This is a genomic window from Cryobacterium sp. TMT2-17-1 (assembly GCF_004402765.1).
GTDB lineage: Bacteria > Actinomycetota > Actinomycetes > Actinomycetales > Microbacteriaceae > Cryobacterium > Cryobacterium sandaracinum.
Genome location: NZ_SOGC01000029.1, coordinates 1 through 16,897 on the forward strand (window position 1 = coordinate 1; position 16,897 = coordinate 16,897).

Sequence of the window (16,897 nt, forward strand, 5' to 3'; positions counted from 1 at the left end):
CTGGGAGTGACGTTCAGCGGCCCGGGCACGCAGCCCGGGCCGCTACCACCTCGCCAGAACCGCGCTACCACCTGCATGGACTGGCGCTACCATCAAGCGCTACTCGCCAGCAAAACCTAAGGCACTGTCGGACCCAATTTTCAGCGGGTTGAGCCCGGGGCCGGCGGCACGCGAGGCCCTGTGGTTCGTTGGCACTGCATCGAACTGCTTCAATGGCCGAGTGAGTGAAATAAGCAACCGTTCGGGTGCCCGGAGATCCGTGAAGCGCCGCTTCTACCATCGTTGGTGGTTCTGGGCGGCTGTGGCCCTCGGTGTTGTCATGGTTGCAGGCGCCTGGGTGGGGGTTCGGGGGCTGCAGGCGAAGTCCGAATTGGAAGCAGCGCTGCCGCTGGCCTCCACGATCAAGGCGCAGCTGCTTGAAGGAGACTCGGCCGCGGTCTCGGCATCGGTGAAGAGCATGGCAGGGCACACCGCCAGCGCCCGCGATCTGACCGGCGACCCGGTGTGGCGTGCCGCGGAGTTCGTTCCGTTTGTGGGGGCTAATCTCGCAGCTGTGCGAAACCTGGCTGATGTCGCCGATGACGTGGTCAGCGGTGCGGCCGTCCCCTTGGCTGCGACCGCAGCGACGCTGAATCCTGCGGCGTTGAAGCCTACCGACGGCGCGTTCGATCTTGAGCCGATCGTTGCAGCGGGAGAAGCTCTCAACCAGGCCAGCGTGGTGTTCTCGGCAGCGGACAAGCAGGTCAGCGACCTAAACATTAGCATGACCGTCGGGCGGGTCAGCGCAGCCGTGAACGAATTCCGGGGCTTCCTGGGGAGCATTACGCCGACGCTGGTGTCGGCTAGTCAGGTAGTGGACGCTGTTCCGGATGCCCTTGGTGGGAGTGCTCCACGCAACTACGTCATCGTGTTCCAGAACAACGCTGAAGCACGGGCACTCGGAGGCACCTCGCTCTCGTTCGCCCTGCTGACGATGGACAAGGGTCGCATCACGCTGGGTGACGCCGTGCCTGCGGGATTCGGGAACTTTGCTTACTACCAGGAATCCGTGGTTCCTCTGCCGGAAGGTGTCGAAACGCTATACGGCTCGGAATACGGCCGGGCAATGTCGAACCTCACAGTGCGGCCAAGTTTCCAGAGCGCGGCCGAGACGGCGCAGGAGATGTGGAAACGGCAGTTCGGACCAGAAGTTGATGGTGTGATATCCATCGACCCTGTGGCGCTGGGATATCTTCTGCGTGGGACCCCTCCGATCCCTTTGTCTACAGGCGATGTCCTTACGAGCGACACTCTTGTGCCCTTGCTCCTGAATGGTGTCTATATGCGCTACAACACCGATGATATCGGGGCGGACAATGCGGCCCAAGATACCGTGTATGCGGAGATCGTCACAAGAACATTCGATCAGCTCCTCGGCGGAGAACTGGATCCCCAGGTGGTTCTCTCGGCCCTAACCCAGGCCGCGAGCGAGCACCGGGTGCTGATGTGGAGTCCCAAGGCAGAAGAGCAAGCCATTTTCGAGACTCTCGGGGTGGATGGCTCCCTGCCGAAGAGCACCGAAAAGACAGATCGGGTCGGGGTCTACTTTCAAGAAAACGTTGGCTCGAAGATGAACTACTACCTGAAGCAGTCCGTCAACCTCGGCCAGGCTGCGTGCCGGGCTGATGGGAAGGCGTCCTATCGCGTCGGCATCGACCTCACCAACGAGATTCCGGGCGATGCGGCGACATCCATTAGCCCGTCGATTCTCGGCACGTTCGTTCGGGAGAAGCTCGAGCCGGGTGTGCAGCGCATGATCGTCATGGTCTACGCCCCGCCCGGTTCGCAGATCCTGGGAGCGACGGTTGACGGGGCTGCGGTGCAGCTGGAGTCGTTCCACGACACCGACTACCCGGTGGCGAAGCTGATCGTGAGCATGGAGCCCGGCGCCACCTCGAAGATGGCAATCGACGTTGTGGCGCTCGGAACCGGCAAGAAGGCGCTCGAGGCTCAGGTCACTCCGATGGTGAACCCCACGACAATCTCGGACCTGCCCCTCGACTGCGCCACTGTCGCGGCGGAGTAGTGGGTGACGGGCTACAGGCCGATGGCGAAGGCGGCGTAGCCGATGACTCCGGCGGAAACCGCAGCGACGGCCAGAAAGGCGTACTGCAGTCCCTTGGTGCTGCGACCTCGTCGCAATAATGCCTTGTGGCCCATCTGCTCGGGCCGGATTTTCGTCATAATTTTTACTGTACCGCTGCGGTGACACCCGAATCATTGCTCTGGGCCCCCAAAGGAGGGGGTTAGGCTGCCTCGCCTGGTGCCCGAGGCTAGGCTTCAGTCGTGGTGATTGAGATATGAAACTGTCCGTGATCGGTTGTGGCTACCTGGGGGCCGTGCACGCTTCGGCGATGGCAGAGCTGGGCCACGACGTGGTGGGCATCGATATCGATGCTCGAAAGATCGACCAGCTGGCCGCGGGCAGGCCGCCGTTCTTCGAGCCGGGCCTGCCCGAGATTCTGTCCTCGGCCATGGCGTCGGGTCGGCTACGCTTCAGCACCGACATTGCCGACGCCGCCGGCGCGCAAGTGCACTTCATCGGCGTCGGCACCCCGCAGAAGGCCGGCAGCCATGCCGCCGACCTCAGCTACGTCGATGCGGCTGTGCAGTCGCTGCTGCCACACCTTGCCGCCGGTGACCTGGTCGTGGGCAAGAGCACGGTGCCGGTCGGCACCGCCGCCCGCCTGGCCGGCGTGATCGAGGCATCCGGCAACGGGGCCACCCTGGCCTGGAACCCCGAGTTTCTGCGCGAGGGCTTCGCCGTGAAAGACACCATCAGTCCCGACCGTCTCGTCTACGGGGTGCCGGTCGGCGCGGCCGGCGAGCACGCCACAGCGCTGCTAAGCGAGGTCTACGCGTCGGCGATGGCCGCTGAGACGCCGCTGATCGTGACCGACTACGCCACGGCCGAGCTCGTCAAGGTCGCCGCGAACGCGTTCCTGGCCACCAAAATCAGTTTCATCAACGCCATGAGTGAGATCGCCGACGTCTCCGGGGCGAACATCACCGAGCTGGCCGACGCCATCGGGTTCGACAACCGCATCGGGCGCCGCTTTCTCAACGCCGGCGTCGGGTTCGGCGGCGGTTGCCTGCCGAAGGACATCCGTGCCTTCACCGCCCGCGCCGAGGAACTCGGCCGGGGCGAGTCAGTCTCCTTCCTGAAGGAGGTCGACGCGATCAACATGCGGCAGCGCCAGCGGGTCGTCGCGATGACCCTGCAGGCCCTGGACAAGCCCGTCTACACAGCCAAGGTGGCCGTGCTCGGGCTCAGCTTCAAGCCGTACTCCGACGACGTGCGGGACTCGCCGGCCCTCGACGTGGCCGTGCAGCTGCGGGGTCTCGGCGCCGACGTGATGGCGACCGACCCGCAGGGAATCGAGAACTCGCGCCTGCGGCATCCGCAACTCACCTATTCGACCAGCATCGAGGAGACCCTGCGCGCCGCCGACGCGGTCGTGCTGGTGACCGAGTGGGCGGAGTTCAAGCAGATCGACCCGGTCTGGGCGGCTACTCTGGTTCGTGTGCCCATAATAATTGACGGTCGAAATACTCTTGACGCTGCTGCTTGGCGTGCTGCGGGCTGGACCTACCTGGGGCTCGGTCGGCCCTGATGGCCGACCTTTCTCATGCTTCGGTGACAAAGCCGAAACGCCGAGGGTGGCGGATCGCGCTCATCGCCATCGCCGCCGTCGTTCTGCTGGTTGGCGGGGTTGCGGGCGTCTACGCCTGGACTCTTAGCAACACCTTCGATAGCCAGACCGTGAAGATCCCCGACGTGTTCCCCGACGAGGCGTCACGGCCGCCGGCGCCAACCGGTGATGCGGCAACCGGTGACGGGGCAACCGGGCAGAACATCCTTCTGCTGGGCTCTGACACCCGGGGAGCGAACGACGGGTCCATCACCGACCTCACCGGCCAGCGCTCGGACACCATCATGGTGGTGCACGTGCCGGCGAACCGCGAGAACATCTATGTCATGTCGATCATGCGTGACAGCTGGGTCGACATTCCGGGTGAGGGCGAGGCCAAGATCAACGCCGCCATGTCCTACGGCGGGGTTCCCCTGGCCGTGCAGACCATCGAGGGTCTGCTGGGTGCGCGCATCGACCATGTGGCCATCGTCGACTTCACCGGGTTCAAAGGCATCACGGATGCCCTGGGCGGCGTCGACATCGACAATCCGGTCGGCTTCGACTCGTCCTCGCTGCCGGGGCGCTACTTCGCCGAGGGAACCCAACGCTTGAACGGCACGGAGGCGCTGGCCTTCGTGCGGGAACGGTACGCCTTCGCGGACGGCGACTTTCAGCGGGCCCGCAACCAGCAGGCCTTCATCAAGGCCTTGCTGGGCAAGTCGCTGACGGCGGAAACCCTCACCAACCCCGCCAGGATCAGCGATCTGGTCGGGGCGATTGCTCCCTACCTCGCCGTTGACGACGGGCTGAACTCGGCCTACGTGGCCGGCCTGGCCGTTGAGCTGCGCGACGTGCGCGTGAGCGACGTCACGTTCTTCACCCTGCCGACGACAGGCACCGGTACCTCGCCCGACGGCCAGTCGATCGTCGTCATTGACCAAGACAAGTTAAAGGAAGTGCAGCAGGGGTTTCAGACGGACACCCTCGACTCGTACCAGCCGGAGGTTCAGACGATGGAGTAAGGGGCCATGAGCCTGGCGGGGTCGTGGTCAGCTTGCTGGGATTCTGACCGGTGGCGTTCTCGACACCTGTGGATTTGTGCCGAATTTCACGGGGTGTGGGCACTGTGCGCGGGGCACTCACCACAATGCGGACGCCGGCCCTGCGTATCAGCGCGCGGGCATGAGGCAGAGCCGAATGTAGTAGACATAGGCGCGCTGGGTCGTCTGATCAGGGGACTTGATCACTCCCGTGATCGCGTCTGTCCATTCTGAGGCTCTGCCGATGGCGTCGATAGAGAAACCGTAGGCGTCGAAGGTCTCATCGACAGCATTCAGGTCGTAGCCCAGTGCGGCCAGGTTCGCATCGAAATATGGGAGTACGGATTCGTTTGTGAACCCGACAGCCGGGTCATAGGTCAGGGGGCGGTCAGCGACGGCGTCCTGTCCGGCGAGGTCCAGGAGTTCGTGCGCCATGTTGCAGGTGAGTCCTTTGAGCGCTTTGTCGGCCGCTCCGTTCACGTGCCTCACGAAATCAGGGTGTGAGTCGGGAGCAAGGCGCAGGCTTACCAACCTGATCGCGTCCTCGGGGATGGATTCCGCCACCGTACCGGCAAAGGCGGACACCCGCGTGACCTCCTTCCAGAACAGCACGATCGCGTCGGCACGCGCGATCATGTCGGCCTCGGCCGGGGTGAGCCCCTGAGCCGGCGCAGCTTTGAGGCCGCCTGCCAGATCGTCTAGTGGTGCCGGCTGTTTCATCCTGCCGAATTCGTTCCCGACTGGCTCGAGTTTCTTCAAAGCCTGGCTGATTGTGATCTTCCACGCCGGCGCCCTCTCCGCGACGATGACGCAGCTCCCCAGACTGAGAACGACCGCTGCACTGAGAACGACCGCCCCGATTGCCCTTATCTCAACCCGCATCTGAACCATGGGACTGCCTTCCCGTCGGAGACACTCAAACCCGTTGGTGCAGGGATAGCACCGGAGGGAGGTTTCGGCTAGTGCATGATCAGGGCTTTTAAGGCTCCTATTCGCGCCGCGAGAGCCTGTCTGGCGGCCCTGCTCGAGCCGAGTAAACTTGAGGCTCCGATTTCAAGGGGTGTGCGCGTGGTCGACCAGGAGCTTCAGCGGGAACAGCAGTATGTCGCGAACCTGTATGCGCGCCTCGACGCGCTGCAGCGAGAGGCCGAGCAGCAGCTCGTGGCCGTGCGGCGGCTCGACGTGGGCGGCAACCACCAGTCGCGCTCCGAGCGTGACACGTTCGCGCGGCTCTATGAGGACCGGATCGTGCAGCTGCGCGAGGTCGACGACCGGTTGGCGTTCGGCCGGCTCGAAGTGGCCGCCGACAACTCTGACTCTGATTCTGCTTCCGACTCTTCCTCTTCTTCCGACTCGACGGATGCCTCCGTCTACCGCTACATCGGCCGGCTGGGGCTGCGCGACGAAAACCTGCAGCCTATCCTGCTCGACTGGCGAGTGCCGCAGGCCAGCGCTTTCTACCAGGCCACCGCGGCGACGCCGCTCGGGGCCCGCGCCCGCCGGCATCTGCTCTCGAAGGGGCGGGACATCGTGCGCATCGAGGACGAGATCCTCGACGCCACGCTGCTCGAGGGCGATTCGGCAACCCAGCACCAGGGGGAGGGCGCACTGCTGGCCGCACTCACCGCCCAGCGCACCGGGCACATGAGCGATATCGTCTCGACGATCCAGGCGGAGCAGGACCGCATCATCCGTTCAGACCTGAAGGGCGTGCTCGTCGTGCAGGGCGGCCCGGGCACCGGCAAGACGGCCGTGGCCCTGCACCGCGCGGCATACCTCTTATATACGCATCGCGATCGGCTGAAGAACTCGGGTGTGCTCATCGTGGGGCCGTCGGAGTCCTTCCTGCACTACATCGAGGCGGTGCTGCCGTCGCTGGGGGAGACCGGGGTGGTGCTCGCATCCGTGGGCCAGCTCTACCCGGGCATCGAGGCCACCCGAGAGGATGCCCCGGCCGTCGCCGCGATCAAGGGCCAGACCTCGATGGCCCGGCTCGTCCAGCGTGCCGTGCGCTCGCGGCAGCGGGTGCCGGCGTCGGCGCAGGTGCTGGTCGTGAACGGTGACCGGCTCACGCTCAAGCCGCAACTGATCGAGACCGCGATTCACCGGGCGCGGGCGGGCGGCAAGCCGCACAACGAGGCCCGGGTCACGTTCGTGAAGAACGCGCTCGCCGCGCTCTCCCGGGAGTGGCTCGCGCAGTTGAAGGACCAGGGCCGGTCGATGGATGACACCGATCTGCCCATGCTGCGCGAAGACCTGCGCCTGGCCGACGACGTGCGGGTGGCGCTGAACACGGCCTGGCTGCCGCTCACCCCCGAGAAGCTCGTGCAAGACCTCTACGCCCGCCCGCAATGGCTGGCGCAGCTCACCCCCACCTGGACGCCCGCGCAGCGCGCGCTGCTGCACCGGCCGCGCGATGCCGAGTTCACCATCTCGGACGTGCCGCTGCTCGACGAGGCGGCCGAGCACCTGGGCGAGTACAACGTGGTCGACGCAGCCCAGCGGCGCGAGCAGAAGGAGCAGCGCAAGCGCGACGTGGAGAACGCCGAGCTGGCGATCTCGAACATGGAGGTGAAGGGGCTCGTGAACGCCAAGGCGCTCGCCGACAACTTCGCCGAGCTTGGCGACCGGGCCACCACGGCCGAGCGCGCCGCGCTCGACCGCACCTGGACTTACGGTCACGTGGTCGTCGACGAAGCACAGGAGCTGTCGCCGATGCAGTGGCGGCTGGTGCTGCGGCGCGGCCCGCTGCGGTCGTTCACAATCGTGGGCGACATCGCCCAGGCGGCGTCGGCCGCGGCCGCGTCGAACTGGCGCGACGCCCTCGAGCCCCTGCTCGGCTCCTCGCTCGAAGCCTCGCGGTGGCGGCTCGAGGAGCTCACCGTGAACTACCGCACGCCGAGCCAGATCGCTTCGGCTGCCGAGTCGATGGCGCTCGCGCACGATCTGCCGATCACCCCAGCCAGGTCGGTGCGGGCGAGCGAGTGGCCGATTGAGACGGTTTCGGATGTTGTTTCGGCCGTTAGACGGGAACGCTCGCTGGGGTTGGGTGGCACGGTTGCAGTGATCGTGCTGGAGCACTTTCTGGCTGGAGTTGTTGCTTCGCTGGCTGCTGCGTTCGGTTCCTTGGGCGTCAGTGTCGGTGTCGGGGCTGCGGGGCTGCTCAAGGATGTGGCGGTGCTCACCCCGCAGGATTCGAAGGGGCTGGAGTTCGACGCCGTGATCGTGGTGGACCCGGCGGGGATCGTGGCGGCGTCTTCGCGTGGGGCCGGGGCGCTGTACGTGGCCATGACGCGTCCGACGCAACGGTTGTATCTCGTGGCGACGGGGGAGTTGCCCGCGGGGCTGTAGCGGTGGTTTCGCGGCTCGATGGTGGTGCTTGTCGGTGGTGGTGCTTGTCGGTGGTTTCGCTTGTCGAAACCCGGCGAGCCATTCTCTGAACCCGCGACGCGGCATCCGTGCCCCTGCGTTATCTGCGGACTTTTTCGCGACACGCCTTTCCCCGTGGCTGGGGTGACCCGGTCTTTTCGGACGGGGTCACCCCACCCGGGCACATAGGGCGTGTCCCGAAATTCTCCGAGTTAACGTCACGACGGACGCTCCCGCGCGAGCCCCGACGGCTCCCGCCGCCGCGGCACCCGTCTCCCCACACGCAGCCCCGCACCCTGCCCGCACCCGCCCCGAAACCCGCCCCGAAACCCGCCCCGAAACCCCGCCCCGCACCCGCCCCGAAACCTGCCCCGCGCCCGCCCCGAAACCAGCCCCGCACCCTGCCCCGGCTCGACAAGCAGGGCCCGCTGTACACTTTCTAGGGCGTCGCGCATGGGTGACGTCAAGCTCCGGGCCACGACTACGGCCCCGAGTAACTGAAAAGGATCCACACTTCACATGACGACACTTCCCCGCCTGGTTGCCTTCGATCTCGATGACACGCTTGCCGCCTCCAAATCGCCGCTCGACCCGCGCATGGCGGAACTCTTGGTCAGCCTGCTCGGCGTCGTCGAGGTGTGCGTGATCTCCGGCGGGCAGATCGCCCAGTTCCACATGCAGCTGATCGACAACCTCGAGGCCGTGAGTGACGACATCCTTTCGCGCCTGCATCTGATGCCCACCTGCGGCACCCAGTACTACCGCCACGTCGAGGGTTCCTGGACCCAGATCTACGCCGAATACCTGACCGACGCCGAGAAGACGGATGCCCTCGCCGCCGTCGAGATCTCCGCGCGTTCACTCGGCTACTGGGAGAGCGACACGTGGGGTCCGATCCTCGAGGACCGCGGTTCGCAGATCACCTTCTCCGCCCTCGGCCAGGCCGCCCCGGTGGCCGCCAAAGTCGCGTGGGACCCAACGGGTGAGAAGAAGAACACCCTGCGCGAAGCCGTGCAGGCGCTACTGCCCGACCTCGAGGTGCGCTCCGGCGGCTCCACCTCGGTGGACATCACCCGTCGCGGCATCGACAAGGCCTACGGCATGCTCAAGCTCGCCGCCCTCACCGGCGTTCCCCTCGACGACATGCTGTTCGTCGGCGACCGCCTCGACGAAAACGGCAATGACTACCCGGTCAAGGTTCTCGGCGTCGAATGCGTCGCCGTGGGGGGTTGGGAAGACACGGCCGCGTTCCTCGAAACGCTGATTCCTCAGCTCGCCGCCGCCGCCGCAGCAGCAGCAGCAGCCGCTGCCGCTGCCACTGCCTCCGCCTGACGAATTCTGCTCAGTCGAACCCCGCGACGAAATCTTGCAACCACGGCCGCAGGTCCGGCCCGAGGTCCTCGCGGTCTGCGGCGAGCCGCACGATCGCCTTGATGTAGTCCAGGCGGTCGCCGGTGTCATAGCGGCGGCCGCGGAAGATCACTCCGAACACGCCACCCGTCGCATCCGGGGTCGTCGCAAGCTCCTGCAGCGCATCCGTGAGCTGAATCTCGTTGCCCTTGCCCGGCAGGGTGTGCTCGAGCACGTCGAACACCTCCGGGCGCAGCACATAGCGGCCGATGATGGCCAGGTTCGACGGGGCATCCGCGGCGCTGGGCTTCTCCACGAGCCCGGTCACGCGCACCACGTCGGGGTCGTCGGTGGGCTCGATCACGGCACAGCCGTAGAGGTGGATCTGCGACGGATCGACCTCCATCAGCGCCACGATGCTGGCGTTGCGCGCGCCCTGCTCCACCAGCATCCGGGCCAGCAACGGGTCACGGATGTCGATCAGGTCATCACCCAGCAGCACCGCGAACGGCTTGTCGCCGACGTGCATCTTCGCGCGCAGCACCGCATGCCCGAGTCCGAGCGGGTCGCCCTGGCGCAAGTAGTGGATGTCGGCCAGCCGGGTGGGGAGCCGCACCTTCGCCAGGCGGTCGTGGTCGCCCTTCTTCTCGAGCAGCGACTCCAACTCGGTCATGCGGTCGAAGTGGTTCTCCAACGCGTTCTTATGCCGCCCTGTCACCATCAGCAGGTCGGTCAGGCCGGCCGCGGCTGCCTCCTCGACCACGTACTGGATCGCGGGCTTGTCGACGACGGGAAGCATTTCCTTCGGCATGGCCTTGGTGGCCGGAAGGAAGCGTGTTCCCAGTCCTGCCGCGGGAATGACGGCCTTGGTAATCTCGGAGCTCATGAGACTCAGACTAAGGGCGCAGTGTTGCCGCCGCATCTCCCACCGCGGATCTTTCGGTCTGGCGCCGTGATCTGTCTCGGCCACCGGCCACTGCCCGTGAGGTCACCTGCCGCCTGCTCTGGGCTGCCTTGCCGTACCCCTGAGTCGGGCTGGCAGCTGCGGCTAATTCAGGAGAAACCCGGCCACAGTCATCCGTTGCGCCGGGTTTCCGGGGGCTGTGCCGGACATCCAGCCCAGATCTCCTGAGTTAGCCACCTGTGAGCCCGGTGGCCGGTGGCTCAGCTGGCGTAACTTCTGCAATTCGCGGCCGGAGGGTCACGCCAAGCCGGGTCGGGCACATCCGTCAGAATCTGCAGGAGTTATGCACGCACGTAGGGGGCTAACTCAGGAAAACCGAGCCGGCTGCGGCTTGCGCCCCCGGAATTACGCAACGAATACCGAGGCCCATCCCGGATCTCCTGAGTTAGCCACAGAAAAGGCAAGTGCACGTGCCGACGGGCACCCCGGCGCACACCCGCACCCGACCTGCAGTCCCCGTCAGCGCCCGCGGCCGCCGCGCAACAGAACCAACCCGAGCACCGTGCCGACCGCAGTCCCGACCGTGTTCGCGACCACATCGGCGAGGGTGGCGAACCGGTCCGGCAGGAAGATCAGCTGCCCGAGCTCGATGGTGCAGCTCGCCGCGAACCCGACAAGCACGGCCAGCCACCACCGTCGTGCGCCGGCCACGAGCACGACGAACAGGCCGACCGGCACGAACAGGGCGATGTTGGCGATGAACTCGACCAGGCCGTAGCGCACCCAGCCGGGCGCGCCGTGTTCCTGCAGCCAATCGATAAGGGCCAGGAGTGAATCGTATGCCGCCCGGTCGACCGGCACCGGCCAGAACGCGATGAAGGCCAGCGCGACCAGATAGACGAGCATGAGCCAGGGCGCCCACCGGCGCAGCCGGGTGGGCGCGGCTCCGCCCGCCGCGGCAGGGCCCGGCGGTCTCGGCGGGGGAGTGCGACTCGCGTCGGTCATGTCTCGCCTCCCGGTACGTCACGATCGGCGAACCGACGGCGCCGGGACCTGACCGCAACACTGTCGATCTATTTACCGTAGACGCATCCGTGCGCGGGGGCTCGCAAATACGCTCTGAGCCGAAGGATGCCCACCGCCGACCACTTCTATTCCGGTCGAGAGTGACCGGTAAAGCGGGCGCTCTCGACCGGAACGGGCACCCTCACGACGGGAACCCCGCCCCTACCGCCCGGCCGACACCCGCTTCGGCAGCACGAAGACGAGCAGCAGTGCCAGCACGCTGAACGCCGCGCTCACGCCCATCGCCGCGGTGGCGCTGTCGGTGAAGCCCGCGGCGACGGCCTCCGCACCGGGGCCGGCCACGACCAGCGTGCCGAAGAAGACGCTGCCGATCACGGCGATGCCCACGGCGCTGCCGACCCGCTGCATCACGCCGACCACGCCGCTGGCCGCACCGGCCTCGGAGCGGTCCACGGTCGCCACGATGAACTGGGCGTTCGGCGCGATGAAGAATCCGCTGCCGAGACCCGCGATCAGCAGCGGCGGCAGCAGCTCCCAGTTGGTGATCGCCGGGCCGATCAGGAGCAGGGCGAGCCAGACCCAGACCAGGCCGATGGTGACCAGGGACACGCCGATGATCAGCACGGTGCGGCCGAGCCGCTGCGCCAGCCGGTTGCTCTGCGAGGCGCCGATGATGGTTCCGATCGCGAACGGGATCGATACCAGCCCCGACTCGAGGGCGGTGTGCCCGAGGCCGGCCTGCCAAAGGATCGAAATGGTGAAGAAGATGCTGGTGAACGCGGCGAAGTAGACCAGCGCGAGCACGATGCCGCCGGTGAACGCCGGGTGCCGGAACAGCCGCGGCGGCACCAGCGGGCTCTTGCCCCAACGGGTGTACGCCACCTCCCAGAAGCCGAATGCCACAATCAACAGCGCCCCCGCCGCCAGGGTCAGGTAGGTCCAGAGCGGCCAGCCCTGGTCCTCGCCCTCGATCAGGGGAACGAGCAGCGCCACGAGCCCGCCGGAGATCAGCAGCAGGCCCAACCAGTCGATGCCGCCGCTCGGGGTGCCCGGGGCACGTTCGGAGCCGGCCGGCAACAGGATCGCCGCCGCGACGAGGGCGACGATGCCGATCGGCAGGTTGACCCAGAAGACCAGGCGCCATCCGTTCTCGTCGCCGAAGGCCTCGATGATCAGGCCGCCGATGATCGGGCCGAGCGCCGTGGATACGCCGATCACCGTGCCCATGATCGCGAACGCCTTGCCGCGGGTGATGGGCGGGAACAGAAGCTGGATCACAGCGGTCACGGCCGGCACGAACATGCCGCCGGCAAGCCCCTGCACGACCCGGGCGATGATCAGCTGCAGATCGTTCTGCGCGAGCCCGCAGGCGAGGCTGGCCAGGGTGAACAGCAGCAGACCGGTGAAGAAGACCCACTTGTGGCCGATGCGGTCGCCGAGCCGCCCGGCCGGGATCAGCGCGATCCCGAAGGCGAGCGCGTAGCCGGAGATGATCCAGGAGAGGGTGGCCTCCGAGGCATCCAGGCTGGTACGGATGGTCGGAAGCGCCACATTCACGATCGTGGTGTCGAGCAGCGCCATGAACATGCCGGCCAGCAGCACGATCAGGGCCTGCCAGGCATGCCGTGGGATAGCGACAGGTGCGGGGAGACCCGGGCTGGAATCGGTCATGACATGATCCTCTCGCGCTTCTGGCCGCGCCGGCCCGGCCGCACCAAACACCAAACACCAACTACCAAACACCAACTACAAAAACCCCCACTCCGAAGAGTGAGGGTTTTGCATATCTGTCGGGGTAACAGGATTTGAACCTGCGACCTCGTCGTCCCGAACGACGCGCGCTACCAAGCTGCGCCATACCCCGATGGCCCGTAAGCCTTGACAAGTATAACCCCCCGGATGCCCTACCACGACCATCCGGTGCCGAGCCTGCCGATAACCCCGCTACGCCGCCGTCAGCGTGAGCAGGGTCGCCTCCGGCGCGCAGGCGAACCGCACCGGCGCGTAGATCGACGTGCCGAGCCCCGCGGACACGTTCAGGTACGAGGTGTGCAGTCCGGAGTCCCAGAGGCTGAGGCCCTTGACCTGCTTGCGTGGGATGTCGCAGTTGGTGACGAGGGCGCCGTACCGGGGAACGCACACCTGCCCGCCGTGCGTGTGCCCGGCCAGGATCAGCTGGGCACCATGGTTGACGAACGAGTTGAGCACCCGCTGGTAGGGCGCGTGGGCGACGCCCACCGTGAGCGTCGACCGCGGCGGGGTCGCCTCCTCGGGGTCGGGCCAGTGCTCCTCCGACAACGGGTCGTTCGCGCGCAGGTCGTCGATCGCCCGGGTGATCAGGTCGAGGCGGTCGAGCCCGATGTGCGGGTCATCCACCCCGAACAGCTCCAGGTGGGTGCCGTTGATGTCGAGCGCGGCCGCTGCGTTGTCGAGGTCGATCCAGCCGAGGTCGCCGAACACCCGGTGCAGGTGGGCGATGTCGAGCTTCTCGTGAAACGCCGAGCGAAGCGTCGACGGGGCACGGAAGTACCGCATCGGGTTCTTCAACTGCGGCCCGTAGTAGTCGTTCGACCCGTTGACGAAGATGCCCGGAATGCCGCGGAACGGTTCGAGGGCATACTCGATCCCGGAAATGCCGTCGGCGTGACCGAGGTTGTCGCCCGTGTTCACGATCAGGTCCGGCGCGAGGTCGGCCAAGCCGCGCACCCAGTCCTGTTTATCCCGCTGCCACGGTGCCATGTGCAGGTCGGAGAGGTGCAGCACCTTGATCGGGGCGGATCCCGGCGCGAGCACCGGAACGAGAACCTCGCGGAGGGTGAACATGCGGCGCTCCACGAGAGAGCCCCAGGCGAACGCGACGACTCCGGCCGCGGCTACCACCCCGGCGCTGACGGCCAGGGAGGTGCCTGCGGAGTTGGCGCGGGTCATCCGTTGCCCCCGCCGTTCGCGTCGGGTTTCGCGTCGGGCTTCGCGCCGGCGGCAAGCTTGCCGACCACGATCGTGACGGAGCTGCCCGCCGCGGCGCCGGAGCCGGCGGTCGGTGTCATGGAGAGCACCGTGCCGACCTGCTTCGGGTCGGTGACGTCCTGCTCCTGCTTGACGATGCCGAAGCCCGCCAGGGTGGAGGTAGCTTCGGCCTCGGTCTTGCCCACGACATCGGGCACGATCTTGAGCGCGCCATTGCTGGAGTAGACGGTCACGGTCGAGCCGCGGCTGGCGCTGCTGCCGCCGGCCGGGTCGGTGCGGGCCACGGTGCCGGCGGGCATCTCGGAGTCGGTCACACCGCCGTCGACCACGTCGAAGCCGGCCGAGGTCAGGGTGGAGGCGGCTTCGCTCATCGACTTGCCGCGCAGGTCGGGGACCGGAATCTGAACGGCCTGCAGCACCTTGTTGGATGCCTCGGCGAAGGCGTCTCCGCCGTACTTCGCGTTCGCGACGCTCATCACCTCCGGCCACATGCGGTGACGGGCGGTGGCAGCCGTGCCGCCCTCCCAGTCGCGGACGAGACGCTGGTTGATGTCGCCGGTGACGCTGACGACGCCGATCACCGTGGCGACCTTGGTGCTCGCGCCGCTCATCCAGGTGTCCTTGTTGCCGTCGGTGGTTCCGGTCTTGCCGATCATCGGCACCTTCGGGGAGGTCGCGGAATTCGACGCGCGTCCCGAGCCTTCGGTCATCACCTTTTGCATGGCATACGTCATGCCGGCGTCGACCTCAGGGGTGACCGCCTGGGTGCACTTGGTCTGCGGCGGGGTCATGTCGACGCCGTCGCCGCCGACGATCCGGTCGATCACGATCGGGCTGCAGCTGACGCCGTTGTTGGCGATGCCGGCGAAGGCGATGGCCATGCTGAGCGGCGCGACCTCGTTCGTGCCGAGCACGGCCGAGGGACCTTGTTCGAGAGGCTTCAGGTCGGCGCGGCCCACTCCGAAGGAGTTGGCCATCGTGGCGATGCCGCACTGGTCCAGCTTCTTCGCCATGCCGATGAAGCCGGTGTTGATGGAGTCGATCGTCGACTGCAGCGCGCTGTAGTTGGTGCCGGGCTCGTTCGCGTCGTTCTTGGGGTTGAAGACATAGCTCTGGTTGCCCTCACAGCTGTTCTTGAACACGCCCCAGTCGCTCTTGCGGCGGGAGTCGACGCGCTCGTTGAGCGTGTGCCCCTGGGTCAGCCACTCGGCGAGGGTGAAGACCTTGTAGGTCGAGCCGGGCTGGAACCCGAGCGAGCCGCCCTCGTTGGAGTTGGTGTTGTAGTTGATGCCCGTGTAGTCATTATTGTTCTCGGTCACGGCCGGGTCCTGGCTGTAATCCTTGTTCTGGGTCATGGCCAACACTCGGCCGGTGCCCACCTCGACGCTGGTGATCACACCGCCCACGTCCCAGTCCCCGTACTGCTTCGGCACGTGCTTCTTCATGGTGGTCTCGGCGGCGTTCTGCAGGTCGAGGTCGAGCGTGGTGTAGATCTCGTAGCCGCCACGACGGAAGTTGGCCATGCGGGTGACTTCGTCTTCACCGAAGGAGGGGTCGTTCCGCAGGGTGTTGACGACCAGGTCGCAGAAGTAGGCGCTGCCGCCGGCTGTCGCACACCCGGTGCTGGGTTCCGTGATGGTGGGCTCGATCACGGTGGCCAGGGCGGCGTCGTGGTCTTCCTGGGTGATCTTCTGGTACTTGAGCATCTCGCCCAGGATGTAGTCGCGGCGTTCCTTGTTGGCGGCATACCCGTTGGCGACGCCGTTGGTTTCGCTCTCCGGGTTGTCGAGCTGGAACTTGACCGGGTTGTTCACGATCGCCACCAGGCTCGCCGCCTGCGCCAGTGACAGGCCCGCGGCGGTGGTGTTGTAGTAATAGTTGGCGGCCGATTCAATGCCGTAGACCGTGCCGCCGAAACCGGCGATGTTCAGGTACTGGCGAAGGATGTCGTCTTTCGCGTACTGCTTCTCCACGCCGATGGCGAGGCGCATCTCCTTGAGCTTGCGGTCGGGGGTGGTCTCCGTGGCCGTGTCGTAGCAGCTCATGCGCTTCTTTTCGTCGGCCAGAGCCTCGCACTTCTGCACCTGCACGTTTTTCACGTACTGCTGGGTGATCGAGGAGCCGCCGCGTGCGGTGCCGGTGGCCACGGTGCTCACGACGCCCTTGACGGTGCCCTCGAGGTCGATGCCGCCATGCTCATAGAAGCGGGGGTCCTCGCCCGCGATCACGGCATCCTTCACGAACGGGCTGATCGCGTCCCACTCGACTTCCACCCGGTTCTGATCGTAGAACGAGGCCAAAAGCAGGGGGCTGCCGTCGGCGTTGGTCGCGTAGATGTTGCTCTTCTGCGCCAGCTGGTCGATCGCGAGGTAGTCGGGGAGGCTCTCGAACATGTTGATCGTGTTCGTGGCTGTCATGCCGGAGAGGGCCAGAGCGGGGGTGACAGCGGCGGCGACGAGGACGCCGGCCACGGCGCTCATCCCGACGAAACCGAGGAACCCGCCGAGCGCTCCACTGACCGTACGATTTTTGGCAGACATACTATTGAGACTAAGTGACAAATCTGA

At 66.4% G+C, this 16,897-nt stretch carries 12 protein-coding genes and 1 tRNA gene; 5 read left to right on the plus strand and 8 right to left on the minus strand.

Features of this window, described 5'->3' with window-relative positions; translation table 11 throughout:
• Positions 1-259 precede the first annotated feature (259 nt).
• Positions 260-2,065 (plus strand): DUF4012 domain-containing protein, encoded by a 1,806-nt coding sequence (locus E3O47_RS07980; protein ID WP_134420133.1) that lies wholly within the window; start codon positions 260-262, stop codon positions 2,063-2,065.
• An 11-nt stretch (positions 2,066-2,076) separates the two neighbouring features.
• Here E3O47_RS07980 and E3O47_RS15965 read toward each other — a convergent pair whose 3' ends face one another.
• Positions 2,077-2,223, minus strand: coding sequence for a hypothetical protein (locus tag E3O47_RS15965; RefSeq protein WP_158251972.1), 147 nt, complete (start codon positions 2,221-2,223; stop codon positions 2,077-2,079).
• Positions 2,224-2,339: 116 nt separating this feature from the next.
• On the opposite strand from E3O47_RS15965, the gene E3O47_RS07985 reads away from it, so the two are divergent.
• Both E3O47_RS07985 and E3O47_RS07990 read left to right on the plus strand, forming a co-directional pair.
• On the plus strand, positions 2,340-3,653 hold the full coding sequence (locus E3O47_RS07985; protein ID WP_134420135.1) for a UDP-glucose/GDP-mannose dehydrogenase family protein: 1,314 nt from the start codon (positions 2,340-2,342) through the stop codon (positions 3,651-3,653).
• Between the two features lie 23 nt (positions 3,654-3,676).
• A complete protein-coding gene (locus tag E3O47_RS07990) occupies positions 3,677-4,696 on the plus strand; it encodes an LCP family protein (RefSeq protein ID WP_166785353.1) in 1,020 nt (339 codons plus the stop codon).
• 147 nt (positions 4,697-4,843) lie between these two features.
• Here E3O47_RS07990 and E3O47_RS07995 read toward each other — a convergent pair whose 3' ends face one another.
• Positions 4,844-5,605, minus strand: coding sequence for a hypothetical protein (locus E3O47_RS07995; protein ID WP_134420139.1), 762 nt, complete (start codon positions 5,603-5,605; stop codon positions 4,844-4,846).
• A 177-nt stretch (positions 5,606-5,782) separates the two neighbouring features.
• Between E3O47_RS07995 and E3O47_RS08000 the strand changes: the two genes are divergently transcribed.
• Both E3O47_RS08000 and E3O47_RS08005 read left to right on the plus strand, forming a co-directional pair.
• A complete protein-coding gene (locus E3O47_RS08000; protein ID WP_241986125.1) occupies positions 5,783-8,065 on the plus strand; it encodes an ATP-binding domain-containing protein in 2,283 nt (760 codons plus the stop codon).
• A gap of 537 nt (positions 8,066-8,602) precedes the next feature.
• The gene (locus tag E3O47_RS08005) at positions 8,603-9,415 is read left to right on the plus strand and encodes an HAD-IIB family hydrolase (protein WP_134420143.1); all 813 of its coding nucleotides are present in this window, start codon (positions 8,603-8,605) and stop codon (positions 9,413-9,415) included.
• Positions 9,416-9,425: 10 nt separating this feature from the next.
• Here the strand turns inward: E3O47_RS08005 and E3O47_RS08010 are convergent, their stop codons facing one another.
• The 6 genes from E3O47_RS08010 to E3O47_RS08035 all read right to left on the minus strand — a co-directional run bounded on the left by E3O47_RS08010 (position 9,426) and on the right by E3O47_RS08035 (position 16,870).
• Positions 9,426-10,319 carry a UTP--glucose-1-phosphate uridylyltransferase gene (locus tag E3O47_RS08010; RefSeq protein ID WP_134342598.1) on the minus strand — a complete coding sequence of 298 codons (894 nt, stop codon included), beginning with the start codon at positions 10,317-10,319 and terminating at the stop codon, positions 9,426-9,428.
• Positions 10,320-10,856: 537 nt separating this feature from the next.
• Complete coding sequence (locus tag E3O47_RS08015; protein WP_104099392.1) at positions 10,857-11,342, minus strand: VanZ family protein; 486 nt, start codon at positions 11,340-11,342, stop codon at positions 10,857-10,859.
• Positions 11,343-11,564: 222 nt separating this feature from the next.
• Positions 11,565-13,034 (minus strand): MFS transporter, encoded by a 1,470-nt coding sequence (locus E3O47_RS08020; RefSeq protein ID WP_134420145.1) that lies wholly within the window; start codon positions 13,032-13,034, stop codon positions 11,565-11,567.
• 119 nt (positions 13,035-13,153) lie between these two features.
• Positions 13,154-13,227: transfer RNA gene (locus tag E3O47_RS08025), tRNA-Pro, on the minus strand.
• Positions 13,228-13,307: 80 nt separating this feature from the next.
• Positions 13,308-14,291 (minus strand): metallophosphoesterase, encoded by a 984-nt coding sequence (locus E3O47_RS08030; protein ID WP_104099394.1) that lies wholly within the window; start codon positions 14,289-14,291, stop codon positions 13,308-13,310.
• Positions 14,288-16,870 carry a transglycosylase domain-containing protein gene (locus tag E3O47_RS08035; RefSeq protein WP_134401254.1) on the minus strand — a complete coding sequence of 861 codons (2,583 nt, stop codon included), beginning with the start codon at positions 16,868-16,870 and terminating at the stop codon, positions 14,288-14,290. Before E3O47_RS08035 ends, E3O47_RS08030 begins: the two co-directional genes overlap by 4 nt.
• Positions 16,871-16,897 lie beyond the last annotated feature (27 nt).